Annotated in this window: 27 protein-coding genes; 19 read left to right on the forward strand and 8 right to left on the reverse strand. The window is 73.5% G+C overall.

Going from position 1 to position 24566, the window contains the following annotated elements; all coding sequences use genetic code 11:
• Nucleotides 1-153 precede the first annotated feature (153 nt).
• From hisD to hisF, 8 genes are read left to right on the forward strand one after another with little or no spacing between them, the layout of a single operon-like run.
• A complete protein-coding gene (gene hisD, locus HW130_RS08075; protein ID WP_177148747.1) occupies nt 154-1476 on the forward strand; it encodes a histidinol dehydrogenase in 1323 nt (440 codons plus the stop codon).
• Nucleotides 1473-2597 carry a histidinol-phosphate transaminase gene (locus HW130_RS08080; protein WP_177148748.1) on the forward strand — a complete coding sequence of 375 codons (1125 nt, stop codon included), beginning with the start codon at nt 1473-1475 and terminating at the stop codon, nt 2595-2597. Before hisD ends, HW130_RS08080 begins: the two co-directional genes overlap by 4 nt.
• Entirely contained in the window at nt 2594-3187 is a 594-nt protein-coding gene (gene hisB / locus HW130_RS08085) for an imidazoleglycerol-phosphate dehydratase HisB (protein WP_177148749.1), read from the forward strand. Before HW130_RS08080 ends, hisB begins: the two co-directional genes overlap by 4 nt.
• A gap of 4 nt (nt 3188-3191) precedes the next feature.
• Nucleotides 3192-3359 (forward strand): hypothetical protein, encoded by a 168-nt coding sequence (locus HW130_RS08090; RefSeq protein ID WP_177148750.1) that lies wholly within the window; start codon nt 3192-3194, stop codon nt 3357-3359.
• 4 nt (nt 3360-3363) lie between these two features.
• On the forward strand, nt 3364-4005 hold the full coding sequence (hisH, locus tag HW130_RS08095) for an imidazole glycerol phosphate synthase subunit HisH (RefSeq protein ID WP_177148751.1): 642 nt from the start codon (nt 3364-3366) through the stop codon (nt 4003-4005).
• The gene (gene priA / locus HW130_RS08100; protein WP_177148752.1) at nt 4005-4739 is read left to right on the forward strand and encodes a bifunctional 1-(5-phosphoribosyl)-5-((5-phosphoribosylamino)methylideneamino)imidazole-4-carboxamide isomerase/phosphoribosylanthranilate isomerase PriA; all 735 of its coding nucleotides are present in this window, start codon (nt 4005-4007) and stop codon (nt 4737-4739) included. Before hisH ends, priA begins: the two co-directional genes overlap by 1 nt.
• Nucleotides 4736-5149: a RidA family protein gene (locus tag HW130_RS08105; protein WP_177148753.1), complete on the forward strand. Its 414-nt coding sequence runs from the start codon at nt 4736-4738 to the stop codon at nt 5147-5149. Before priA ends, HW130_RS08105 begins: the two co-directional genes overlap by 4 nt.
• Entirely contained in the window at nt 5146-5901 is a 756-nt protein-coding gene (hisF, locus tag HW130_RS08110) for an imidazole glycerol phosphate synthase subunit HisF (RefSeq protein WP_177148754.1), read from the forward strand. Before HW130_RS08105 ends, hisF begins: the two co-directional genes overlap by 4 nt.
• A 134-nt stretch (nt 5902-6035) precedes the next feature.
• Here hisF and HW130_RS08115 read toward each other — a convergent pair whose 3' ends face one another.
• Nucleotides 6036-6668: a TIGR03085 family metal-binding protein gene (locus tag HW130_RS08115; RefSeq protein WP_177148755.1), complete on the reverse strand. Its 633-nt coding sequence runs from the start codon at nt 6666-6668 to the stop codon at nt 6036-6038.
• A gap of 83 nt (nt 6669-6751) precedes the next feature.
• Between HW130_RS08115 and hisI the strand changes: the two genes are divergently transcribed.
• From hisI to lgt, 11 genes are all read left to right on the forward strand, one after another.
• On the forward strand, nt 6752-7117 hold the full coding sequence (hisI, locus tag HW130_RS08120; protein ID WP_177148756.1) for a phosphoribosyl-AMP cyclohydrolase: 366 nt from the start codon (nt 6752-6754) through the stop codon (nt 7115-7117).
• 11 nt (nt 7118-7128) lie between these two features.
• Nucleotides 7129-8625 carry an anthranilate synthase component I gene (locus tag HW130_RS08125; protein WP_177148757.1) on the forward strand — a complete coding sequence of 499 codons (1497 nt, stop codon included), beginning with the start codon at nt 7129-7131 and terminating at the stop codon, nt 8623-8625.
• Nucleotides 8626-8639: 14 nt separating this feature from the next.
• Nucleotides 8640-9278 carry a TIGR02234 family membrane protein gene (locus HW130_RS08130; RefSeq protein ID WP_177148758.1) on the forward strand — a complete coding sequence of 213 codons (639 nt, stop codon included), beginning with the start codon at nt 8640-8642 and terminating at the stop codon, nt 9276-9278.
• A gap of 103 nt (nt 9279-9381) precedes the next feature.
• Nucleotides 9382-9636, forward strand: a complete 255-nt coding sequence (locus HW130_RS08135) for an HGxxPAAW family protein (RefSeq protein WP_177148759.1) — start codon at nt 9382-9384, stop codon at nt 9634-9636.
• Nucleotides 9637-10017: 381 nt separating this feature from the next.
• Entirely contained in the window at nt 10018-10542 is a 525-nt protein-coding gene (locus HW130_RS08140) for a DUF2752 domain-containing protein (protein ID WP_375256516.1), read from the forward strand.
• Between the two features lie 112 nt (nt 10543-10654).
• On the forward strand, nt 10655-11464 hold the full coding sequence (trpC, locus tag HW130_RS08145; protein ID WP_177148760.1) for an indole-3-glycerol phosphate synthase TrpC: 810 nt from the start codon (nt 10655-10657) through the stop codon (nt 11462-11464).
• 5 nt (nt 11465-11469) lie between these two features.
• Complete coding sequence (gene trpM, locus HW130_RS08150) at nt 11470-11736, forward strand: tryptophan biosynthesis modulator TrpM (RefSeq protein WP_218183265.1); 267 nt, start codon at nt 11470-11472, stop codon at nt 11734-11736.
• A 283-nt stretch (nt 11737-12019) separates the two neighbouring features.
• Complete coding sequence (gene trpB, locus HW130_RS08155) at nt 12020-13312, forward strand: tryptophan synthase subunit beta (RefSeq protein WP_177148761.1); 1293 nt, start codon at nt 12020-12022, stop codon at nt 13310-13312.
• Nucleotides 13309-14124, forward strand: coding sequence for a tryptophan synthase subunit alpha (gene trpA, locus HW130_RS08160; RefSeq protein ID WP_177148762.1), 816 nt, complete (start codon nt 13309-13311; stop codon nt 14122-14124). The genes trpB and trpA overlap by 4 nt, the downstream gene beginning before the upstream one ends.
• Before the next feature lie 63 nt (nt 14125-14187).
• Nucleotides 14188-15027 (forward strand): thioredoxin domain-containing protein, encoded by an 840-nt coding sequence (locus HW130_RS08165; RefSeq protein ID WP_177148763.1) that lies wholly within the window; start codon nt 14188-14190, stop codon nt 15025-15027.
• 115 nt (nt 15028-15142) lie between these two features.
• On the forward strand, nt 15143-16150 hold the full coding sequence (gene lgt / locus HW130_RS08170; protein WP_177148764.1) for a prolipoprotein diacylglyceryl transferase: 1008 nt from the start codon (nt 15143-15145) through the stop codon (nt 16148-16150).
• Nucleotides 16151-16231: 81 nt separating this feature from the next.
• Here the strand turns inward: lgt and HW130_RS08175 are convergent, their stop codons facing one another.
• From HW130_RS08175 to HW130_RS08205, 7 genes are all read right to left on the reverse strand, one after another.
• Nucleotides 16232-17035, reverse strand: a complete 804-nt coding sequence (locus tag HW130_RS08175; RefSeq protein ID WP_177148765.1) for a CoA ester lyase — start codon at nt 17033-17035, stop codon at nt 16232-16234.
• Nucleotides 17032-18246, reverse strand: coding sequence for a CaiB/BaiF CoA-transferase family protein (locus HW130_RS08180; RefSeq protein WP_177148766.1), 1215 nt, complete (start codon nt 18244-18246; stop codon nt 17032-17034). The genes HW130_RS08175 and HW130_RS08180 overlap by 4 nt, the downstream gene beginning before the upstream one ends.
• Nucleotides 18243-19130 carry a ribokinase gene (gene rbsK, locus HW130_RS08185; protein WP_177148767.1) on the reverse strand — a complete coding sequence of 296 codons (888 nt, stop codon included), beginning with the start codon at nt 19128-19130 and terminating at the stop codon, nt 18243-18245. The genes HW130_RS08180 and rbsK overlap by 4 nt, the downstream gene beginning before the upstream one ends.
• Nucleotides 19127-20584 carry an ADP-ribosylglycohydrolase family protein gene (locus HW130_RS08190; RefSeq protein ID WP_177148768.1) on the reverse strand — a complete coding sequence of 486 codons (1458 nt, stop codon included), beginning with the start codon at nt 20582-20584 and terminating at the stop codon, nt 19127-19129. Before HW130_RS08190 ends, rbsK begins: the two co-directional genes overlap by 4 nt.
• The gene (locus tag HW130_RS08195; protein ID WP_177148769.1) at nt 20581-21804 is read right to left on the reverse strand and encodes an ADP-ribosylglycohydrolase family protein; all 1224 of its coding nucleotides are present in this window, start codon (nt 21802-21804) and stop codon (nt 20581-20583) included. Before HW130_RS08195 ends, HW130_RS08190 begins: the two co-directional genes overlap by 4 nt.
• A gap of 75 nt (nt 21805-21879) precedes the next feature.
• A complete protein-coding gene (locus HW130_RS08200; RefSeq protein WP_177148770.1) occupies nt 21880-23013 on the reverse strand; it encodes an ADP-ribosylglycohydrolase family protein in 1134 nt (377 codons plus the stop codon).
• A 434-nt stretch (nt 23014-23447) separates the two neighbouring features.
• Nucleotides 23448-24500, reverse strand: a complete 1053-nt coding sequence (locus tag HW130_RS08205; protein ID WP_256355964.1) for an ADP-ribosylglycohydrolase family protein — start codon at nt 24498-24500, stop codon at nt 23448-23450.
• Between the last annotated feature and the right edge of the window lie 66 nt (nt 24501-24566).

Genomic DNA, 24566 nt, shown 5'->3' on the forward strand with positions numbered 1-24566 from the left:
ACGGCCTGAACGCTAGTGGTGAGGGTCGGCCGGAGATGACTGGGGTGGCTGTTTTTGGCCTCCGGGAGCGGTGGGGGCCGGGTTACGGCCACGTCCGTATCAGTCACTGATACGGAAAACAACCGCCGGATCCGGTCTGAGAGAATTGGTTCCGTGATCTCTCGAATCGATCTGCGCGGCGACGCCCTCCCGGAGGGCGGCGCTCTGCGCGACCTGCTGCCCCGTGCCGATTTCGACGTGGAAGCCGCCCTGGACAAGGTGCGGCCGATCTGCGAGGACGTGCATCATCGTGGCGACGCGGCGCTGATCGAGTACGCGGAGACGTTCGACGGGGTCGTCCTCGACCAGGTGCGCGTGCCCGCCGCCGCCCTCACCCGGGCACTGGACGAGCTCGACGCCGAGGTCAGGGCCGCCCTGGAGGAGTCGATCCGGCGCGCCAGGATCGTCCACCGCGCACAGCGCCGCAAGGACCACACCACGCAGGTCGTCCCCGGCGGCACCGTCACCGAGAAGTGGGTCCCCGTCGACCGCGTCGGGCTCTACGCCCCCGGTGGCCGGTCCGTCTACCCCTCCTCCGTGATCATGAACGTGGTGCCCGCGCAGGAAGCCGGCGTCCCGTCCCTCGCGCTGGCGTCCCCCGCGCAGAAGGAGTTCGGCGGCCTTCCGCACCCCACCATCCTCGCGGCCTGCGCGCTGCTCGGCGTCGACGAGGTGTACGCGGCGGGCGGCGCCACGGCCGTCGCGATGTTCGCCTACGGCACCGAGTCCTGCCCCCCGGCCAACATGGTCACCGGCCCCGGCAACATCTGGGTCGCCGCGGCCAAGCGGTACTTCACCGGCCGTATCGGCATCGACGCCGAGGCCGGTCCCACCGAGATCGCGATCCTCGCCGACTCGACCGCCGACCCGGTGCACGTCGCCGCCGACCTGATCAGCCAGGCCGAGCACGACCCGCTGGCCGCGGCCGTGCTCGTCACCGACTCCGAGGAGCTCGCCGCCGCGGTCGAGCGCGAGCTGGAGCCGCAGGTCGCGGCCACCAAGCACGTCGAGGACCGGATCAGGCCCGCGCTGGCCGGCAGGCAGTCCGCGATCGTCCTGGTCTCCTCGGTCGAGGACGGTCTCAAGGTCGTCGACGCGTACGGCGCCGAACACCTGGAGATCCAGACCGCCGACGCCGGCGACGTCGCGGCCCGCGTCCGCAACGCGGGCGCGATCTTCGTCGGCCCGTGGGCGCCCGTGTCGCTCGGCGACTACGCCGCCGGCTCCAACCACGTCCTGCCCACCGGTGGCTGCGCCTGCCACTCCTCGGGCCTGTCCGTGCAGTCGTTCCTGCGCGGCATCCACATCGTGGACTACACGCGCGACGCGCTCGCCGAGGTCGCCCACCACGTGGTGACGCTGGCCGAGGCGGAGGACCTGCCCGCGCACGGGGCCGCCCTGAAGGCTCGGTTCGACTGGAAGGTGCCGGGACAGTGAGCGAGAACACCGGCATTGACGACCTGCCGATCCGGGACGAGCTGCGCGGCAAGTCCCCCTACGGCGCGCCCCAGCTCGACGTCCCCGTCCGGCTGAACACCAACGAGAACCCCTACCCGCTTCCCGAGCCGCTCGTCGAGCGGATCGCCGAGCGCGTGCGCGACGCCGCGCGCGGGCTGAACCGCTACCCCGACCGGGACGCGGTCGAGCTGCGCACCGAGCTGGCGCGCTACCTCACCCGCACGACCGGCCACGAGGTCACGCTCGCCAACGTCTGGGCCGCCAACGGCTCCAACGAGGTCATCCAGCAGCTGCTGCAGACCTTCGCCGGCCCCGGGCGGGTCGCCATCGGCTTCGAGCCGTCCTACTCCATGCACGGGCTCATCTCCCGGGGCACCGGCACGGGCTGGATCTCCGGCCCCCGTGGCGACGACTTCACCATCGACGTCGGCAAGGCGCGGGCCGCCATCGCCGAGCACCGACCGGACGTCGTCTTCGTCACCACGCCCAACAACCCCACCGGCACCGCTGTCGACGCCGACACCGTCCTCGCGCTGTACGAGGCCGCGCAGGCGGCCAAGCCGTCCCTCGTCGTGGTGGACGAGGCGTACGTGGAGTTCAGCCACCACCCCTCACTGCTGCCGCTCATCGAGGGCCGGCCGAACCTGGTGATCTCGCGCACGATGTCGAAGGCGTTCGGCGCGGCCGGGCTGCGCCTCGGCTACCTCGCCGCGCACCCCGCGGTGGTCGACGCCGTCCAGCTGGTGCGCCTGCCGTACCACCTGTCGGCCGTCACCCAGGCCACCGCGCTGGCCGCCCTGGAGCACACCGATACGCTCCTCGGGTACGTCGAGCAGCTGAAGACCGAGCGGGACCGGCTGGTCGCGGAGCTGCGCGCCATCGGCTACGAAGTCACCGACTCCGACGCCAATTTCGTGCAGTTCGGGCGCTTCGACGGCGAGGGCGGCGCGCAGGCGATGTGGCAGAAGATCCTCGACCACGGCGTGCTGGTCCGTGACAACGGCGTACCGGGCCGGCTGCGGGTCACCGCCGGTACGCCCGAAGAGAACGACGCGTTCCTCGATGCGGTTCGCGCACTGAAGAAGGAGCAGAGCTCATGAGCCGCACTGGACGGGTCGAGCGCACCACCAAGGAGACCTCGGTCGTCGTCGAGATAGACCTCGACGGCACCGGCAAGGTCGACGTCGCCACCGGCGTCGGTTTCTTCGACCACATGCTGGACCAGCTCGGCAGGCACGGCCTGTTCGACCTGACCGTCAAGACCGACGGCGACCTGCACATCGACACCCACCACACCATCGAGGACACCGCCCTCGCGCTCGGAGCCGCCTTCAAGCAGGCCCTCGGCGACAAGGTGGGCATCTACCGCTTCGGCAACTGCACCGTGCCGCTGGACGAGTCCCTCGCGCAGGTCACCGTCGACCTCTCGGGCCGCCCCTACCTGGTGCACACCGAGCCGGAGAACATGGCGCCGATGATCGGCACCTACGACACGACGATGACCCGGCACATCCTGGAGTCCTTCGTCGCCCAGGCGCAGATCGCCCTGCACGTCCACGTCCCGTACGGGCGCAACGCGCACCACATCGTCGAGTGTCAGTTCAAGGCCCTCGCCCGCGCCCTGCGCTACGCCTCGGAGCGCGACCCGCGCGCCGCCGGCATTCTTCCCTCCACGAAGGGCGCGCTGTAAGACGATGACCGGCCTGTCCACCATCCTCATCGTCGTCGGGCTGTTCCTCGCCGGCGGCGTCTACTCCTTCTCCAGACAGAAGATGCCCAAGGGGCCCATCGTGCTGCTGACCGCGGCCTCCGCGATGTGCCTGGTCGCCGGCGTCCTGCGGATTCAGGGAATCTGGGAGTAGCAGAATGAGCGCACAGAAGAAGGTCGTCGTCTTCGACTACGGCTTCGGCAACGTCCGTTCCGCCGAGCGCGCCCTCGCGCGCGTCGGCGCGGACGTCGAGATCACCCGTGACTACGACAGGGCCATGAACGCCGACGGGCTCCTCGTCCCCGGCGTCGGCGCCTTCGCCGCCTGCATGGAGGGCCTGACCCAGGCCCGGGGCAACTGGATCGTCGACCGAAGGCTCTCCGGCGGCCGGCCCGTCATGGGCATCTGCGTCGGCATGCAGATCCTGTTCGCGCGCGGCATCGAGCACGGCGTCGAGACCGACGGCCTCGACGAATGGCCCGGCACCGTCGGGCCGCTGAAGGCCCCGGTTGTGCCCCACATGGGCTGGAACACCGTCGATGCGCCCGCGGACAGCGAGCTCTTCGCCGGAGTCGACGACGACGCGCGGTTCTACTTCGTGCACTCCTACGCGGTGCACGAGTGGAACTTCGAGGCCACCAACGCCGCCATGCGCGCGCCCAAGGTCACCTGGGCCACGCACGGCGAGTCCTTCGTCGCCGCCGTCGAGAACGGCGCGCTGTGGGCCACCCAGTTCCATCCCGAGAAGTCCGGCGACGCCGGTGCCCAGCTGCTGACCAATTGGATCGAGACGCTCTGATGCCGAAGCTTGAACTCCTCCCCGCAGTCGACGTCCGCGACGGCCAGGCCGTCCGCCTCGTCCATGGCGAGTCCGGTACGGAGACCTCCTACGGCTCCCCGCTGGAGGCCGCCCTCGCGTGGCAGCGCGCGGGCGCCGAGTGGCTGCACCTCGTCGATCTGGACGCCGCCTTCGGCACCGGCGACAACCGCGACCTGATCGCCGAGGTCGCAGGGAGCCTGTCGGGTCACGGCATCAAGGTCGAACTGTCCGGCGGCATCCGCGACGACGCCTCCCTCGCGGCCGCGCTCGCCACCGGCTGCCGACGCGTCAACCTGGGCACCGCCGCGCTGGAGACCCCCGAGTGGGTCGCCAAGGTCATCGCCGAGTACGGCGACAGGATCGCCGTCGGCCTCGACGTGCGGGGCACCACCCTGCGCGGCCGCGGCTGGACCCGCGACGGCGGCGACCTGTACGAGACCCTGGCCCGCCTCGACTCCGAGGGCTGCGCCCGGTACGTGGTCACCGACATCGCCAAGGACGGCACGCTCCAGGGCCCCAACCTGGAGCTGCTGCGGAACGTCTGCGCCGCGACCGACAAGCCCGTCGTCGCCTCCGGCGGCGTCTCCTCCCTCGACGACCTGCGCGCCCTCGCGTCCCTGGTGCCCGAGGGCGTCGAGGGCGCGATCGTCGGAAAGGCGCTGTACGCCAAGGCGTTCACGCTGGAAGAGGCCCTGGCGGCGGTGTCCGCATGACGGAAGCCGTACGCCGGATCGGCTCGGGCGGTCCGTGGGAGGAGTCCTTCGGCTACTCCCGCGCCGTCCAGCTGTCCAACGGCCTGGTCCTCGTCTCCGGCTGCACCTCCATCGTCGGCGGCGAGATCTCCGCGGGCGGACCGTTCGAGCAGACGATGACCGCGTTCGGGGTGGCGATCGACGCCCTGAAGGAACTCGGCCTCGGCGCCGAGGACGTCGTGCGCACTCGCATGTACATCACTCATGCCCGGGACGTGGACGAAGTGGGCCGCGCGCACAAGGAGTTGTTCGGCGAGGTCCGTCCGGCCGCGTCGATGCTCATCGTCTCCGGCTTCGTCGACCCCTCGCTGGTGGTCGAGGTCGAGGTCGAGGCGTACCGGCCCACCGCAACCGAAGGAGGTGCCGCATGACCCTCGCGGTCCGCGTGATCCCCTGCCTGGACGTCGACGCCGGCCGGGTCGTCAAGGGCGTCAACTTCCAGAACCTGCGCGACGCGGGCGACCCCGTCGAGATGGCCAAGCTGTACGACGCCGAAGGCGCCGACGAGCTCACCTTCCTCGACATCACCGCCTCGTCCGGAAACCGGGAGACCACCTACGACGTGGTGCGCCGCACCGCCGAACAGGTCTTCATCCCGCTCACCGTCGGCGGCGGCGTGCGCAGCGCCGAGGACGTCGACAAGCTGTTGCGCGCGGGCGCCGACAAGGTCGGTGTCAACACCGCGGCGATCGCCCGCCCCGAGCTGATCCGCGAGATCGCCGAGCGGTTCGGCCGCCAGGTGCTGGTGCTGTCCGTCGACGCACGGCGGACCGCGGCGGGGTCGTTCGAGGTCACCACGCACGGCGGCCGCAAGGGCACCGGCATCGACGCCGTCGAGTGGGCGCACCGGGCCGCCGAACTGGGCGCCGGCGAGATCCTGCTCAACTCGATGGACGCCGACGGCACCAAGGACGGCTACGACACCGAGATGATCGCGGCCGTGCGGAAGCACGTGACGATCCCGGTGATCGCGTCCGGCGGCGCCGGCAAGCTGGCCGACTTCCCGCCGGCCGTCGACGCGGGCGCGGACGCGGTGCTCGCCGCCTCCGTGTTCCACTTCGGCGACCTGCGGATCTCCCAGGTCAAGGACGCCCTGCGGGCAGCGGGCCACCCGGTCCGCTGACCCCGAACCGAAGGGGTCCCGGCAGAACGTCCCGGGACCCCTTCGGCACGTCCGCACGTCCCTGCGCGCCCGTACGGGTGTGCCCCGCGCCGGGCCGGACAACGCACGAGAATCTCTCGCGGGCGCGCCGGCACCTACACCCCGAGCTGCGCCTCGCGGACCCGCGTGATCGAGTCCTTGTCGCCCTCCAGGTCCACCCGCGCCGCGTCCTGGCGGCCGAAGGCGAACAGCAGCAGCTCGCCGGGCTCCCCGGTCACCGTCACCACGGGCGTACCGCGATGCGCCACCGCCGTCCGCCCGTCCGGCCGGCGCAGCACCAGACCCACCGGCGACCTGCGCCCCAGCAGGCGCGCGCCCTTCTCCAGGCGCGACCACAGCACGTTCTCGAAGACCTTGTCCAGATCACGCGGCGCCCAGTCCGGCTGTGCCCGCCGCACGTCCTCGGCATGGACGAAGAACTCGATCGTGTTCGCCGCCTCGTCGACCTGTTTGATGGCGTACGGGGACATCCGCGGCGGCCCCGTACGGATCAGCAGGACCAGCTCGTCGTACGGCTTCGCCGCGAACTCCGCCTGGATCCGCTCCGCACGGTCCTTGAGCGCCTTGATCAGGATCCCGCCCGCGGCGTCCGGCCTGCGCTCGCGCATCACCACGTGCGCCGCCAGCTCCCGGGTCGTCCAGCCGTGGCACAGGGTCGCGGCCTCCGGCCCCGCCGCCTCCAACACATCGGCGAGCAGAAGTCGTTCGCGCTTCGCATGGGTCGACATGCCCGCCAGCGTACGGCCGCCCCGCCGGGTCCGCCCAGTGGACGCACCGACCGGGCCACCCCACGGCACGGCACAATGGGCGCATGACCAGCAGTGTCCCCGCCAGTGGCCTCGACCCCGCCGTCGCCGCCCGCCTCAAGCGCAGCGCCGACGGCCTTCTCCCCGCCATCGCCCAGCAGTACGACACCGGTGAGGTGCTGATGCTCGGCTGGATGGACGACGAGGCACTGCACCGCACCCTGACCACCGGCCGCTGCACCTACTGGTCCCGCAGCCGCCAGGAGTACTGGGTCAAGGGCGACACCTCCGGCCACGTCCAGCACGTGAAGTCCGTCGCCCTGGACTGCGACGCCGACACCGTGCTCGTCAAGGTCGACCAGGTCGGCGCCGCCTGCCACACCGGCGCCCGGACCTGCTTCGACGCCGACGTCCTGCCCCTCGGCGAGTAGGGTCTGCCGCCATGGATCTCGAGACCTTCCGCAAGCTGGCCGCCGACCGCCGTGTCATCCCCGTCAGCCGTCGCCTGCTCGCGGACGGCGACACACCCGTCGGGCTCTACCGCAAGCTCGCCGCCGAGCGCCCCGGCACGTTCCTCCTGGAGTCCGCGGAGAACGGCCGCTCCTGGTCGCGCTACTCGTTCATCGGCGTACGCTCCGACGCCACGCTCACCGTCCGCGACGGCCAGGCGCACTGGCTCGGCGTCCCGCCCGTCGGCGTCCCCGTGGACGGCGACCCGCTCACCGCCCTGCGCGAGACCGTGCAGACCCTCCACACCCCGCGCGACCTCGCGTCGGGCATGCCGCCCTTCACCGGCGGCATGGTCGGCTACCTCGGCTACGACATCGTGCGCAGGCTCGAGAAGATCGGCCCCGGTGAGCGCGACGACCTGAAGCTGCCCGAGCTGACCATGCTGCTCACCTCGGACCTCGCGGTCATGGACCACTGGGACGGCAGCGTCCTGCTGATCGCCAACGCCATCAACCACAACTGCCTCGCCACCGGGGTCGACGAGGCGTACGCGGGCGCCGTCGCCCGCCTCGACGCCATGGAGGCCGACCTCGCCCGGCCGCTCGCCTCCGCGCCCGCCGCCCTGCCGCCCTCCGAGCTGCCCGAGTTCTCCGCTCTGTGGGGAGGGCGGGACTACCAGGACGCCGTCGAGGACATCAAGGAGCGCATCCGGGCCGGCGAGGCGTTCCAGGTCGTCCCCTCCCAGCGGTTCGAGACGCCGTGCGCCGCGAGCGCGCTGGACGTCTACCGGGTCCTGCGGGCCACCAACCCGTCGCCGTACATGTACCTTTTCCGCTTCGAGGGGTTCGACGTCGTCGGCTCCAGTCCGGAGGCGCTGGTCAAGGTCGAGGACGGGCACGCCATGCTCCACCCGATCGCCGGCACCCGCCCGCGCGGCGCCACCCCGCAGGAGGACCACGACCTCGCGGAGGAACTGCTCGCCGACCCCAAGGAGCGCGCCGAGCACCTGATGCTCGTCGACCTCGGCCGCAACGACCTGGGCCGCGTCTGCGAGCCCGGCAGCGTCGAGGTCGTGGACTTCATGTCGATCGAGCGGTACTCCCACGTCATGCACATCGTCTCCACGGTGACCGGCAAGGTCGCCGAGGGCCGTACCGCCTTCGACGTCCTCACCGCCTGCTTCCCCGCGGGCACTCTGTCCGGGGCGCCCAAGCCCCGCGCGATGCAGATCATCGACGAGCTGGAGCCCTCGCGGCGCGGGCTGTACGGCGGTGCCGTCGGCTACCTCGACTTCGCGGGCGACTCCGACACCGCCATCGCCATCAGGACCGCGCTGCTGCGCGACGGCACGGCGTACGTCCAGGCCGGAGCGGGTGTCGTCGCCGACTCCGACCCGGTCGCCGAGGACACCGAGTGCCGCAACAAGGCGGCGGCGGTGCTGCGCGCCGTCCACACCGCCAACCGGCTGAACGGCGCGGCCGGGCGGTAAGGGATAGTGGACGCGTGAGTGCCGTACCCGTACCCCAGCCCCGCGCCGCCGCGGCGGCCGCCCCGAGCGGCAGCCGCCGCAGCCTCGCCGCGGCCCTGCTCCTCGGCGCCGTCGGCGCGACCGTCGTCCTGCTCGCCGCCGGGCAGATCTGGGCCGAGGGCCACGCCTCGGTCGGCGGCGGAACCGTTCCGCTCGACGCCGACGGCGGGGACGTCACGGGCGTGCCCACCGCCCTCGCGATCGTCGGACTCGCCGCCCTCGTCGCCGTGTTCGCCGTCCGCAGAGCGGGCCGCGTCGTCGTCTCCGGGCTCCTCGCGCTCAGCGGCGCGGGCGCGGCGCTGGCGGCGCTGCTGGGCGCGTCCGACAGCGACGCGCTCGACGAGAAGGCGGCGCGGACCACGGGTGACGCCGCCGCGACGGTCGATGCGCTCACCCACACGGCCTGGCCCTATGTGACCGCGGCCGGCGGCCTGCTGATCCTGCTCGCGGGTGTCCTGGCGCTGCGGTACGGCAGGCAGTGGCCCGCCATGTCCGGCCGCTACGAGCGCGACGGCACACCGCGTCCCCGCAAGGCGGCCGCAGTGGACCCCGACCGGCCCGAGGACCTCTGGAAGGCCCTGGACCGCGGCGAGGACCCGACGCGCGAAGGGTGACCCCAGCTCACCGCGCGTGTTGTCGTACGGGACAATGACTGCGAGCGTCCGGCTCAGCACGAGCACCAGCTCACGACAGCGCATCACAAACGAGGAGCAACTCATGGCGGGCAGCAGCCACGGACACACCCCGGCCGCCTGGACCGGTGTCACCATCTCCTTCATCGGCTTCTGCGTCGCAGGCGTCTTCATGGTGGCGAACAGCCCGGTCGGCTTCTGGGCCGGTTCGGCCCTCATCGCGCTCGGCGCGATCGCGGGCGGCGCCATGAAGAGGGCCGGTCTCGGCACGCCGAAGGAGCCGGACGAGGTGGTCCAGGCCCGTAACCGCGCCGCCGCGCAGGAGCGGGCGACCGCCTGACGCGGTGACGATCCGACACGAAACGGCGCAGCACGGCACGACCGGGCTGCGCCGTTCTGCTGGAACGGTGAGAATCACGAGATGACCCCGACGCCCCCGGCCTCCGGCCCCCCGCCCCGCCCGGCCCCCCAGGCGCCGACGGACGACGCGTCCGCGGCCGCCGGCGCGTCGCCGGCCGGCACCGGGCCGGACGCACCGGGGCGTTCCGCGGACGGGCGGATGTCAGGGCCGGATGCGGCGGGGCTCGGGGGCCGGCCGTCGGTGGCGGCACACGGCGGGCACCGCCGTTCCGGAGCCGAGGCACCGCCTGCGGGTGCCGGAGTCCTCCCGGCCCCCAGCCACGGGGCGGACGACCGCGGCGCCCTGTCGGACCCGGCGTCCGTGGGCGTCGGGGGTCATGCCGCGCGTGGGTACGCGACGGCCGCCGGTACCCGGCCCGAGCGCGCCGACGCCGGTGCGGCGCAGTGGGGACCGGGCGCGGTGCCCGCGGGCGGCCGTCTGGCGCCGCAGGGTACGGCACGGCGCGTGGCCGCGCCCCTCGCCGCCCTCACCGGCGTCGCCGCCGCCTTCGCCTACGTCGGCACCGTCGACCCCAACGAGCCCGGTCACTACCCCGTCTGCCCCCTCCTCCGCTTCACCGGCGTCTACTGCCCCGGCTGCGGCGGCCTGCGCAGCGCCCACGCCTTCATCCACGGCGATCTGGGCACCGCCCTCGGCGCCAACGCGGCCGCCGTCGTCGGCTACGCCGTCTTCGCCGTCGTGTGGGTCCTGTGGCTGGTTCGCGCCGTTCAGGGCAGGCCGCTGCGGATCGGTCTCGCCCCCGGTTGGTGGTGGGTCACGGGCGGGGCCCTGCTGATCTTCAGCGTGGTGCGGAACCTCCCGTTCGGATCGGCGCTCGCCCCATGAAGTCCCAGGTAGTGGGACAGCGGCCGACCGGATGAGGACCCCGGGCGCTCCTGCGGATACCATCGAGTTGGCTGATCCTCAACCATCACCGTCCCGGAAGGGGGCCGCTCGCGTGAGTGTGCTCGACGAGATCATCGAAGGTGTGCGCGCCGACATGGCCGAGCGGCAGGCGCGTGTCAGCCTCGAGGAGCTCAAGGAGCGCGCCGCCAAGGCTCCGGCGGCCAAGGACGGCGTGGCCGCCCTGCGCGGTGAGGGCGTCAAGGTGATCTGCGAGGTCAAGCGCTCCAGCCCCTCCAAGGGCGCGCTCGCCGCGATCGCCGACCCGGCGGGACTCGCCGCGGACTACGAGGCGGGCGGCGCGGCCGTCATCTCCGTGCTCACCGAGCAGCGCCGCTTCGGCGGATCGCTCGCCGACCTGGAGGCCGTACGGGCCAAGGTCGACATCCCGGTGCTGCGCAAGGACTTCATCGTCACCGCGTACCAGCTGTGGGAGGCCCGCGCGTACGGCGCCGACCTGGCGCTGCTGATCGTCGCCGCGCTGGAGCAGGAGGCGCTGGTCTCCCTGATCGAGCGTGCCGAGTCCATCGGCCTCACCCCGCTGGTCGAGGTGCACGACGAGGACGAGGTCGAGCGCGCCGTCGACGCCGGGGCGAAGATCATCGGCGTCAACGCCCGTGACCTGAAGACGCTGAAGGTCGACCGCTCCACGTTCGAGCGGGTCGCCCCCGAGATCCCGGCGCACATCGTCAAGATCGCCGAGTCGGGCGTGCGCGGTCCGCACGACCTGATCGCCTACGCCAACGCGGGCGCGGACGCCGTGCTCGTAGGCGAGTCCCTGGTCACCGGCCGCGACCCCAAGTCGGCCGTCGCCGACCTGGTGGCGGCGGGTGCCCACCCCGCGCTGCGGCACGGGCGGGACTGAGCCCGATGACCGCTGTCCGCCGCCGCCGTGCCACCCCGGGCTCGCGTCCGGGCGTCGTCGGCGTGCCCGCGGCGACGGTGACCCCGGCGTACGGCCCGTACGCGCGCCTGGCCCGCGGCTGCCGGCCGCGCGGCTGCCGGGCGCCGGCGCGGCGGGTGCACGGGCGGCGGGTGCGGTACGTCATCGGCGACGAGCCGGGTCAGGTCAACGGGATGCGATGGCGCGGGGCGCGTCGGCGGGTTTCCCTTCCCGACCCGGCCCCTTCCCGCTGACCTGGGGCGCTGCCCCCGGTCCCCCACGCCTCAAGCGCCCACGGGGCTGCAGTGCAGCCCGTCCGGGTGCCCCTCCTACGGCCGCCAGGCCGTAGGGGGAGATCGAGGAAACCGCGCGAAGCGCGGTACGGGGTTCGGGGCAACCTGCCCCGGTTCGGGATGGGGGTACCGCGCACGGCCGCCAGGCCGTGGAGGGGACAAGGGCCGCCGCAGGCGCAACGCAGCCGCATCCCACCCGACACGTCCCGGGGCCACGCGCCCCGAAACAAGGAGCAGCGTCGCCATGTCCAGCGACTACTTCATCCCCGACCCCGAGGGTCACGTCCCCAGCCCCGCCGGCTACTTCGGCGACTTCGGCGGGAAGTTCATCCCCGAGGCCCTCGTCGCCGCCGTCGACGAGGTCGCGGTCGAGTACGAGAAGGCCAAGTCCGACCCCGCCTTCGCCGCCGAGCTCGGCGAACTCATGGTCAACTACACCGGCCGCCCCAGCGCCCTGACCGAGGTGCCGCGCTTTGCCGAGCACGCCGGCGGTGCGCGCGTCTTCCTCAAGCGCGAGGACCTCAACCACACCGGCTCGCACAAGATCAACAACGTGCTCGGTCAGGCCCTGCTCACCCGGCGCATGGGCAAGACCCGCGTCATCGCCGAGACCGGCGCCGGTCAGCACGGTGTGGCCACGGCCACCGCGTGTGCGCTGTTCGGGCTCGAATGCACCATCTACATGGGCGAGATCGACACCCGGCGGCAGGCGCTCAACGTCGCCCGCATGCGGATGCTCGGCGCCGAGGTCGTCGCCGTGAAGTCCGGCAGTCGCACCCTCAAGGACGCCATCAACGAGGCGTTCCGCGACTGGGTCGCCAACGTCGACCACACCCACTACCTCTTCGGCACCGTCGCGGGCCCGCACCCCTTCCCGGCGATGGTGCGCGACTTCCACCGGGTCATCGGCGTCGAGACCCGGCGCCAGATCCTGGAGCGCGCCGGCCGCCTCCCGGACGCCGCGGTCGCCTGCGTCGGCGGCGGATCGAACGCCATCGGCCTCTTCCACGCCTTCATCCCGGACACGGACGTCCGCCTGATCGGCTGCGAGCCCGCCGGGCACGGCATCGAGAGCGGGGAGCACGCGGCCACTCTCACCGCGGGCGAGCCCGGCATCCTGCACGGCTCCCGTTCCTACGTCCTCCAGGACGACGAGGGCCAGATCACCGAGCCGTACTCGATCTCGGCCGGGCTCGACTACCCGGGCATCGGCCCCGAGCACTCCTACCTCAAGGACACCGGCCGCGGTGAGTACCGCGCGGTCACGGACGACGCCGCCATGCAGGCTCTGCGGCTGCTGTCCCGTACCGAGGGCATCATCCCGGCCATCGAGTCGGCGCACGCGCTGGCCGGTGCCCTCGAGGTCGGCCGCGAGCTCGGCAAGGACGGACTGATCGTGGTCAACCTGTCCGGCCGCGGCGACAAGGACATGGACACCGCCGCCCGTTACTTCGGGCTGTACGACACCGACGCCCAGGTCGAGGCCGACGCCTCCGCCGACAACGGCGCCGCCGAGATCCAGGGGGACGCGAAGTGAGCGGCAACATCCGGCTTCTGAGCGACACGCTCGCGGCGGCGAGGAACGAGGACCGGGCGGCGCTCATCGCGTACCTGCCCGCCGGCTTCCCGACCGTCGAGATCGGCATCGAGGCGGTCAAGGCCGCGTTCGACGGCGGCGCCGACGTCGTCGAGGTCGGTCTGCCGCACAGCGACCCGGTCCTCGACGGGCCGGTCATCCAGACCGCCGACGACATCGCCCTGCGCGGCGGGGTCCGGATCGCCGACGTGATGCGCACGGTCCGCGAGGCCCACGCCGCCACGGGCAAGCCGGTGCTCGTGATGACGTACTGGAACCCGATCGACCGGTACGGCGTGGAGCGGTTCACCGCCGAGCTCGCCGAGGCGGGCGGTGCCGGGTGCATCCTGCCCGACCTGCCGTTCGAGGAGGCCGGCCTGTGGAGGGAGCACGCGGAGAAGCACGGCCTCGCCACGGTCTTCGTCGTCGCTCCGAGCAGCAAGGACGAGCGCCTCGCCAAGATCACGGCGGCCGGTTCCGGCTTCGTGTACGCGGCCTCCCTGATGGGCGTCACGGGTACCCGTGAGTCGGTCGGCGCCCAGGCCCAGGACCTGGTGGCACGCACCCGTGCCACCACGGACCTGCCCGTCTGCGTCGGACTCGGCGTCTCCAACCCGCAGCAGGCCGCCGAGGTCGCCTCCTTCGCCGACGGCGTGATCGTCGGCTCCGCCTTCGTCAAGCGCATGCTCGACGCGCCCGACGAGACGGCCGCCGTCGACGCCGTTCGGGAACTGGCGGGCGATCTCGCCCGGGGAGTGCGCGGCAGCGCGTAGCTCGTACGGGTGGATGTGGGACCGGGGAGGCGAGCCGACGCCTCCCCGGTTCGTTTGCGGTTTGTGAGCGAGAACCAAGAACGTAAGCGGACCGCACGCGAGCGGCTCCAGCAGGAACGGGCACAGGACCGGGTGCGCGAGAAGCGCAGGCGGACCATGATCGTGGCCGCGGCCGTGGTCGGAGTCCTCGGCCTGGCCGCCGTCGTCGGCCTGATCGCGGCGAACAGCGGCAAGGACGAGGACGGCCCGGCGGAGGCCGGGCCGCTCTCGGCACCGAGCGGTGCGCAGGGCGAGGAGCAGCTCGCGATCCCGGTCGGTGCGAGCGACGCGCCCTCCACCCTGACGGTGTGGGAGGACTTCCGCTGCCCGGCCTGCGCCCAGTTCGAGAACGCCCTGCGGGCCACGATCCACGAGCTGGAGCAGGCCGGCGAGCTCAGGATCGAGTACCGCCTCGCCACCCTCATCGACGGCAACATGGGCGGCAGCGGCTCGCTGCGCGCGGCGAACGCGGCGGCCTGCGCCCAGGACGCCGGGAAGTTCGCCGCCTACCACGACGTGCTGTTCATCAACCAGCCGCCGGAGCCGGACGACGCCTTCGCGGAGAACGACAGGCTCATCGAGCTCGCCGGCAAGGTCCAGGGCCTGGACACGCCCGCCTTCCGCAGCTGCGTCGAGGACGGCAAGCACGACAGCTGGGTCCGGAAGTCCGACGAGGCCTTCCAGAAGGGCGGCTTCCGGGGCACGCCGACCGTGCAGCTCAACGGGGAGTCGATCTTCCCGACGAAGGGCAAGGAGCAGATCTCCGTGGCCAACTTCAAGAAGTGGGTCGAGGAGGCCAACAAGGGCAAGAAGCCCGGCACCCAGCGGCCCACCGGGGCGTCCCCCGGCGCGCCCTCCTCCTGACCGCCTCCCCCGGCCCGCGGCCCCGGCGCACGACCGGAAGGCGCGCGCTCGTTACCCATACGTTGCCGGGTGGGTTGCCGTACGTCCCACCCGGCACGGTAGCGTCGGTGCTGCCATGGACATCGCCTACATTCCCAGCCCGTCGACCGGAGTGGTGCATCTCGGACCGCTTCCGCTGCGCGGCTATGCCTTCTGCATCATCATCGGCGTCTTCGTAGCCGTCTGGTTCGGCAACAAGCGCTGGATCGCCCGGGGCGGCAAGGCCGGTACCGTCGCCGACATCGCCGTGTGGGCCGTGCCCTTCGGCCTCGTCGGCGGCCGGCTCTACCACGTGATCACCGACTACCAGCTGTACTTCAGCGAGGGTGAGAACTGGGTCGACGCCTTCAAGATCTGGGAGGGCGGCCTCGGTATCTGGGGCGCGATCGCGCTCGGCGCCGTCGGCGCCTGGATCGGCTGCCGCCGCCGGGGCATCCCGCTCCCGGCGTGGGCCGACGCCCTCGCACCCGCGGTCGCCTTCGCCCAGGCCATCGGCCGCTGGGGCAACTGGTTCAACCAGGAGCTGTACGGCAGGGAGACCGACCTCCCCTGGGCCCTGAAGATCACCGAGGGGCCGAACCGCGAGGCGGGCCTCTACCATCCGACGTTCCTCTACGAGTCCCTGTGGTGCATCGGCGTCGCGCTGCTCGTGATCTGGGCAGACCGCCGCTTCAAGCTGGGCCACGGCCGGGCGTTCGCTCTCTACGTCGCCTCGTACTGCGTGGGCCGCGGCTGGATCGAGTACATGCGGGTCGACGAGGCGCACCACGTGCTGGGCCTGCGGCTCAACGTGTGGACCTCGATCGTGGTCTTCCTGCTGGCCGTCGTCTACATGGTGGTCTCGTCCCGGCTGCGCCCGGGCCGCGAGGAGATCGTGGAGCCCAGTGCGGTGGACCTGGCGAAGCCGTCGGGAGGCGCCGATCCCGAGTCCGCGGCCTCCGACCCCTCGAGCGGCGACGACTCGGAGGCGGACGGCGTCACCGACGACGCGGCAGAGGACACGCCCACGGACGCCGCCGGGGCGCCGGACGGCGAGGACCCGGCGAGTGCGGACACGGACGCCAGGCCGGCCGGCAAGGGCTGACGACCGACCCGTGACGAAGACCGCCGGAGGCGAGGCCTCCGGCGGTCTTCGCGCTTCCCGGCGTCGGACCCGCCGGGCCCGTCAGGGCTCCCAGTCCCGTGCCGCGAGGTCCAGCGTGCGCTGCGCCGCCGCCACGACCGCCGCGTCGACGAACCGCCCGTCCGGCAGGGCCATCGCCCCCTTGTCCGACGCGGCCGCCTTCACGATCTCCTCGGCTGCCTCGATCTCCTGCGGCGTCGGCCGGTACGCGCGCTCGATGACCGGCAGCTGACGGGGATGGATGGCCGCGCGGCCCACGAAGCCGAGGGAACGGCCGTGGGCGCACGAGGCGTGCAGCGCGTCGAGGTCGACGATGTCCGGGAACACGGACTGCGTCGGCGGCGCGAGCCCGGCCGCGCGAGCCGCGACCACCGTGCGCGTGCGCGGCCAGTCCAGGCCGGTGTCGCCGCGTACGCCGAGGTCGGCACGGAGATCGGACTCGCCGAGTGCGATGCCCCGGACCGCGTCGTGGGCCGTGGCGATGGCGTACGCGTGCTCGACGGCGAGCGCCGACTCCAGCAGCGCGTACAGGGGGACGCCCGGTGCCGCGGCCGCGATCTGCTGGATGTCAGTGGCGTATGCGACCTTGGGAACACGCAGAGCTGTCAGACCCGGCAGCCCTGCGAGGGCCTCGACGTCCAGGGGGGAGTTGATGCGGACATGGACCGGCAGGGGCAGGTGGGAGGCGAGCAGTTCGGCCGTGGCGGCAAGGGCGTAGTCCTTGCGGCCCTGGGACACCGCGTCCTCGAGGTCGACGATGACGACGTCGGCGCCGGAGGCGATGGCCTTGTGGACGACATCGGGGCGGTCACCGGGGGCATAGAGCCAGGTCAGGGGGAAGGTCATAGCGCTCCTTCGGTGCGGAGTGCGGTGATGTCGGCCGGGGTGAGGCCCAGTTCGGCGAGGACCTCCTCGGTGTCGGCGCCGTGCGGCCGGCCGGCCCAGCGGATGGCGCCGGGGGTGTCGGAGAGCCGGAAGAGGACGTTCTGCATACGCAGCGGGCCGAGCTCCGGGTCCGGGACCTCGGTGATCGTCCCGAGCGCCTGGTACTGGGGGTCGGAGACGATGTCGCGGATGTCGTAGACCGGGGCGATGGCCGCCTCGGCCTTCTCGAAGGCGGCCACGGCGTCGGCGCGGGTGTGCCGGGCGATCCATCCGCCGACCGCCGCGTCGAGCAGATCGGCGTGCTCGGCGCGGCCGATGCCCGTGGCGAACCAGGGTTCGTCGACCAGCTCGGGACGGCCGACCAGGTGCATGACCCGTTCGGCGACGGACTGGGCGGAGGTGGAGACGGCGAGCCAACTGCCGTCGGCCGTGCGGTAGATGTTGCGGGGGGCGTTGTTGCGGGAGCGGTTGCCGGTGCGCGGCTGGACGTAGCCGAGCTGGTCGTACCAGAGCAGCTGCGGCCCGAGCACGGCGAGGATCGGCTCGATGATCGCCATGTCGACGACCTGGCCACGGCCGGTGGTGGTGCGGGCGGCGAGCGCGGTCATGACGGCGTAGGCGGTGGTGAGCGCGGCGACGGAGTCGGCGAGGCCGAAGGGCGGCAGGGTGGGCGGGCCGTCGGGCTCGCCCGTGGCGGCGGCGAATCCGCTCATCGCCTCCGCGAGCGTCCCGAAGCCGGGCCGGCGGGAGTACGGCCCGAACTGGCCGAAGCCCGTGACCCGGGTCAGGACGAGACGGGGGTTGGCCTCGTTCAGTTCCTCCCAGCCGAGGCCCCACTTCTCCAGGGTGCCCGGGCGGAAGTTCTCGACGACCACGTCGGCGGTTCGCGCGAGCCGCAGCAGCGTGGCCCGGCCGCCGGCCGTGGACAGGTCCAGGGTGACGTTGCGCTTGTTGCGGCCGAGGACCTTCCACCACAGCCCGACGCCGTCCTTGGCGGGACCGTGGCCACGGGACGGATCGGGGTGGGTGGGGTGCTCCACCTTGATGACCTCGGCGCCGAAGTCGCCGAGCAGCGTGGCGCACAGCGGACCGGCGAAGAGGGTGGCCAGGTCGAGGACGCGGAGGCCGGCCAGGGGAGCGGGCGGGGTGTCCGGTGTGGGGGGCGGGGTCATGAGGCGGCGTCGATCTCGGGACGGTACGGCATGGAGGTGGACGCTCCTGGGCGTTGGACGGACAGGGCGGCGGCGGTGGAGGCCCACGCCAGGGCCTCGGGGACCGGTTTGCCTTCCCCGAGGGCGACGGCGAGGGCCCCGACGAAGGTGTCGCCCGCCGCGGTGGTGTCCACGGCGGCGACCTGCGGTGCGGGGACGGCGACGGGTTCGGCGTCGCGGGCGGCGTACAGGCAGCCCGCCGGGCCGAGGGTGATGACGACCTCGGGGACCTGCCGCAGCAGGGCCTCGGCGGCCCCGTGCGGGTCCGCGACTCCGGTGAGCGTGGCCGCCTCGTGCTCGTTGGGCACCAGCAGATCGGTGACGGCGAGGAGTTCGGGCGGCAGCGGCTGTACGGGAGAGGGGGTGAGCACGGTGCGTACGGCATGCCGGTGAGCGGCCTCGGCGCCGTCGAGCACGGCGCTGAGCGGAAGTTCGAGTTGCAGGAGGAGGAAGCCGGCGGTGGCGATGAGGGCTTCGTCGCCGGGGGTGAGACCGGTCACGGTGCCGTTGGCGCCGGGGATGACGACGATGGAGTTCCCGCCCTCGTCGTCGACGACGATGTGCGCGGTGCCGGAGGGGCCCTCGGCGGTGCGCAGGAGGTCGATGTCGACGCCGGACGCGTCGAGCGTGTGGCGGAGCACGTCGCCGAACTCGTCGGAGCCCACGGCGCCGATCATGGTGACGTCGCCGCCCGCGCGGGCGGCGGCCACGGCCTGGTTCGCTCCCTTGCCGCCGGGGATCGTACGGAACTCCCGTCCCGTGACGGTCTCTCCCCGCTTCGGGGCCTGCGCGACGTAGGCGACGAGGTCCATGTTGGTGCTGCCGAGCACCACGATGCCGGTCATGGGCGGAGTGCCTCCTTCAGCGTGAGACGGGCGAGGGTGTCGAAGCCGGTGCCGTCGAATCCGGCGACGGACGTGGACAGCCGGTTCTTCAGCGGGGCAGACCAGCGGTCCGGCAGCCGGTCGGGGTGACCGGCGAGCAGCCCGGTGAGCGAGCCGGCCGTCGCACCGTTCGAGTCGGTGTCGAGTCCGCCGGAGACGGCACGGCAGATGGAGCCGGTGAAGTCGCCGTCGGCATGGGTGAGGGCGGCGGCGAGCAGAGCGGCGTTGGGCAGGGCGTGCACCCAGTGGTACGAGCCGTAGGCCGCGTGGACGAGGTCGACGGCACGGTCGAAGTCGGCTTCCGCACGGGCCGCCCGGACGCCGAACCGCACGGCGCGGGCGAGTCGGGAGCGGGGCGGGACGACGCTCAGGCCGACGGCGATCGCCTCGTGCACGCCGGCGGTGCCGCCGGCTGCCGCGGCGATGGCGGCGGCGGTGAACATCGCGCTGTACACGCCGTTCGCGGTGTGGGTGAGCACGGCGTCGCGGTACGCCTGCTCGGCCGCGGCCGCGGGATCGCCGGGATTGGTCCAGCCGTGCGCGTCGGCCCGGATCGCGGCGCCGATCCATTCGCGGAAGGGGTTGCGGAAGGTGGCGGTGAGCGGGGGCTCGATGCCGGAGAGGAGATTGCGGTAGGCGACGCGTTCGGCGGTGAAGGTCCGCCCGGCGGGCAGCTCGTCCAGCCACAGGGCGCCGAGCTGCGCCGTGGTGAACCCGCGGCCGTGGCGCCGGAGGAGCACAAGCGCGAGCAGGGGGTGGTTCAGGTCGTCGTCCTCGGGCATGCCGTCGATGTTCTCGGCCAGTGAGGTGGCGGCGCTGCGCCGGTTCCACGGGTGGGCGGCGGCGAGTTCGGCGGGCAGGCCCCTGGCGGTGAACCAGGTGGTGAGCGGCCAGTTGCCGGTGGCGCGGCCGATGTCGCGGATGGCGTGGAGGGGCAGCTTCTCGACGGGCTTTCCCAGCAGGCAACCGACCGCCCGGCCGAGCCAGGCGGCGTGCAGGGCGTGCTCGTTCACGGCCGGGCGCGCTGCCCCGCCCGACGGACGCCCGTCTGCGCCGAGGGCCGAAGGGCCTGCCGGACGGGGTGCGGTGCCCGCCGGACGGGATGCGGTGCCTGCCGGACGGGGTGCCGGCCAGTCCGGGCAGGCGGCGACGATCGACGGCCAGTCCGTCGGCTCGTCCTCCGACAACGGCGAGGGAAGTAGGGCCAGTTCGTCGAGCAGCGCTTCCGCGAGCGTCCTCAGTTCCGGGCGCGGGATCGGGGAGGCGCCCGCGCGGGGCGGGGCGAGCATGCCGCCGGCGGCCAGCCAGCGGGCGCGGACGGGCGTCGCGTCGCGGCCGTCCTCTTCCGCCTGCCGCAGCTCGTGCCCGACGAGGTCCTCGGGCTGCACCCAGGACAGACGCAGCAGACCGGTCATCGCGCGTCCGTCAGCTCGGCGAACGCCGCCTCGTGGGCACGCCGGCGTGCCAGGTCCCGGAGGTGGATCTCGCGGGCCACGGCCGTCAGCTCCAGGGCGGGCGCGTGCAGGTCCACGCGGCTTGCCTCGGCGACCCGCTCCGCCCACTCCCGGGGCACCGCCGCCTCGCCGTGCAGCGCGCCCGCGATCGCGCCCGCCATCGTCGCGATGGAGTCGCAGTCCCGGCCGTAGTTGACGCAGGACAGCACCGTACGGCGGAAGTCGCCGTCGCAGACCAGCAGCATGCCGAGGGCGATCGGCAGTTCCTCGACCGCGTGCAGACGGGACGGCCTCCGGGCCCCCAGGGAGGGGGAGCGGTAGTCGGGGCCGACGGTGTCGAACGGTGCCACCGCGGCCCGCAGGGGGCCGAGCGCCGACTCGAAGTCCGAGTGCCCGGCGGCCGTTTCGGCGACGGCCTCGATGGCGGCCTGGGTGCCGTCCTTGGCGAGGTCGAGCGCCGCGTCGACCACGGTGGCGGGTGTCGCCTCCGGCAGGCAGGCCGCGGCGACCGCCGCCGCGAAGACGCCCGCCGCCTCGCGGCCGTACGAGGACTGGTGCGCGCCGGCGATGTCGAGGGCCTCGTGGTAAGCCGCCGTCGGATCGGCGGCGTTGACGAGGCCGACCGGGGCCATGTACATCGCGGCACCACAGTTGACGATGTTGCCGACGCCCGCCTCGCGCGGGTCGTTGTGCCCGTAGTGCAGCCGGTGGACGATCCATTTCTCGGCGAGGAAGACCCGGTGCAGGGGGAGGGTCTCGGCTTCGAGTTCGGGAATCCAGCGGGTGTTGGTGATCAGGTCCGGTACGAGGTGGTCGGCGACGGCGTAGGCGTCGAGGTGGTCGCGGACGGTGGCGTAGACGCGGACCAGGGCGTGGGTCATCAACGTGTCGTCGGTGATGTGGCCGTTGCCCTTGTGGTACGGGGCCAGAGGGCGAGCGGTGCGCCACTCGTCGCCGTTCCAGGGCCCGACGATGCCGTCGATGCGGCCGCCGTGCCGTTCGACGATCTGCTCGGGGCTGTAACCCTCGACGGGGCCGCCGAGCGCGTCGCCGACGGCGGCGCCGACGAGGCTGCCCGTGAACCGGTCGTCGAGTGAGGGGGGCGGGGGAGTCGTCCGCTCTGCCGGGGTCGCGCTCGTTCCGCTCGTCGCGGTCGCCGTGTTCGCCGTCGCTGTCGTCATGTCCGGATTGTCTCCCCGGTGCGGCGGTTGGCGGAGCACCGCGCGCCCGTATTCGGCCGTGCCCCCTCGGCTGCCCTACAGCGCGTCGTCGAGCAGACCGGCGAGTTCGACGAGGTCGGTGCCGGCGAGGTGGGGCAGGGCGCAGCCCGCCAGGGTGCGGCAGGTGTCGCGCCACGTGCCGGGTACGCAGTCGCCGCCGCCGAGCACGCCGGTGAGCGCGCCGGCCAGCGCGGGGGCGGAGTCGGCCACGCGGGAGAGGCAGGCAGCGGCGGGCACGGCCTCGGCGACGCGGCCGCGGGCGGCGGTGGTGACGGCGAGCGCGACGGGGACGGTCTCGGCCGCGGCGATGCCGTAGCTGTAGACGTGGTCGACGATCTGATGCTCCAACAGGGGCACGAGCTCGAACGCGCCGCCGGCCTCGTGGGCGAGTCCGACCGCATGGCGCGCGTTGCGGCCGATCTCGGTGGACTCCGGGAGCTGGGCGAGGGCGGCCCCGACCATGGCGTCGACGGACGCGCCGCCGAGCGCCGCGGCGACGGCGGCGGCCATCGCGCGGGCGCCGTGCACGCCGTCGCCGTCCTGGGTGTAGCGGGCGTCGAACTCGGCGAGTTCGGCGGCCGCGGCCGGGTCGCCGGGGTACACGACGGCGAGTACGGCGGCCCGTACGCAGGCCGCGTCGTCGAAGTAGTGCGGGTTGTCGTGACCGGTGGCGGGCGGGCGCAGTCCGGTCGCGAGGTTGCCCAGTCCGGCGCGTACGGAGATCCGGGCGCGCAGGGGAAGTACGGCGGACTCGACCTCGGCGGCGCGGTCGGCGGCCGCGGCGACCTGGCTGGCGAGGGAGTTCCAGGCCAGGTCCACGGCGGCGCGCAGGCGGCGGCCGGGGGCGAGCCCGCGGAAGTGGTCCCCACGGGCGGTGAGCACGGTCCCGGCGGCGAAGGCGGCCCATTCGGCGTCGTCCGAGGGGCCGAGCCGCAGGGGCTCGGGGGGCTGGTTGAGGGCGATGGGGACGGGGAGGGTGGTGGTGGCGTTGTGCTCGGCGAAGGTGTCGAGCTCGCGGGTGAGCCGGCGGGTCCACTCGGGCATGCGGCCGGCGCGGTGCCGGGCGGCGGGCCAGCCGGCGGCATCACCGGCGGCGAGCCCGAGGAGCAGCCCTTCGACGGGGCGCGGGGAGGTGCGGGTGGCGGGCGGCGGCGCGTGGCTCTCCCCCACCCCGCCTTTTCCCGGAGCCGGGGTCGTGCCCCCGGACCCCCGTTGTCTCCCCGTCGGGCCCGCACCGAGCCGGCCCCCGGGCCCCGGGGAGTGCGTTGCGTGCGCTGCCGGCAGCGGGTCTTCGGGTGTGTGCGTGTCGAGGGGGCCGTCGGGCCTTTGACGGTCGTGGGCGGTGTGCGCCGTCGGCGCCGCGTCCGCGCCGAGCCGGCCTCGGGGCCCCGGGCGCCTGGCGTGCGTCGCCGACGGCGCGCCTCCGGACGCCCCCGCGAGCCGGCCCCCGGGCCCCGGGGGCTTCGCGTCCGCCGCCGACGCCGCGTCCGTGACGGGATGGTTCCCGGGGGCCCGGGGGTTGCGCGCCGGCGGCCCGTCCTCGCCCGGACCGTCCCCGGGGGCCCGGGCCCGTTGCGCGCCGTGTGGGCTGTCGGGCCGGGGTGTCATCGGGCCGGGGGCGGGGTCAGGAGCGTCGCCACGTCCAGGACGTGGTGGCCGCGCATCGACGGGAGGCAGGTGCCGCGGACCGGGCCGATCGCCGACGACCACGCGTCCGGGATCGCCCCCGCCCCGGACACCGCTCCCGCCAGCGCGCCCGCCACCGCCGCCGTCGTGTCTGCGTCGCGGCCCATGTTCACCGCCGTGAGCACCGAGCGGCGGAAGTCCCCGCGCGCCGCCGCGAACGCGCCGAAGGCCAGGCCCACCGCCTCGGGGGCCAGGTCGGTCCAGGGATAGCCGCCGATCACGACCGTCGAGCGGATCGCCCGTTCCATGGACAGCACATCCGGGTAGGTGCGGCCCGCCGCCACGACCGCGCGGCGCATCGAGCGGGCCGTCCACGAGTCCATGGGGACCACCGACAGCGCCGCCCCGATCACCCCGGCCGGGCCCGCCCCGCCCATCGCCGCCGCGACCCCGGCCGCGACCGCCCGGCCTCCGTAGATGCCCTCGCCGTCGTGGCTGACGCTGCCGTCGATCGTCACCAGCCGGGCCGCCTCCTCGGGCTGCCCGGCCGCGAAGACGCCGAACGGCGCCGCCCGCATCGCCAGGCCGTCGCTCCACGCGTGCCGGTGCTGCGCCGAGATCGGGGCGGCGAGACCGCGGCGCAGGTTCTCCAGCGTGCCCCGCTCGCTGAAGCCGGCTCCGCGGAAGGGGCCCTCGTCCAGGTCCGCGATCCACTCGTGCCAGGCCGACTCCACGTGTGCGACGGTCAGCTCCGAGCCGTGCCGGGCGAGCAGCAGGCCCGAGAAGATCGCGTACTCGGTGTCGTCCGTGCCCGCGGGGTCGTCGCAGACGAAGCCCTCGATCCGGCCCCAGCGGCGGCGGATCTCGGAGGGCCGCAGGTTCTCGGCGGGCGCGCCGAGCGCGTCGCCGACCGCGAGGCCGAGCAGCGCGCCGCGCGCGCGGTCGTGCAGGTCCGCGGCGGGAGGCGCGGCGGCGGCCGCCGCGCCCGTGACCGCCGGGGCGGCCGTGTACGAGTCGGTCAGCAACTCCATGGAAGGGGCCCTTTCGCGCGCGCGAGCCTGTTCCCGGATGTCTGCCACGCGTCGGCCGCGAGACAG

It is taken from the genome of Streptomyces sp. PKU-EA00015 (assembly GCF_013387495.1).
In the GTDB taxonomy this organism is placed as follows: Bacteria; Actinomycetota; Actinomycetes; order Streptomycetales; family Streptomycetaceae; genus Streptomyces.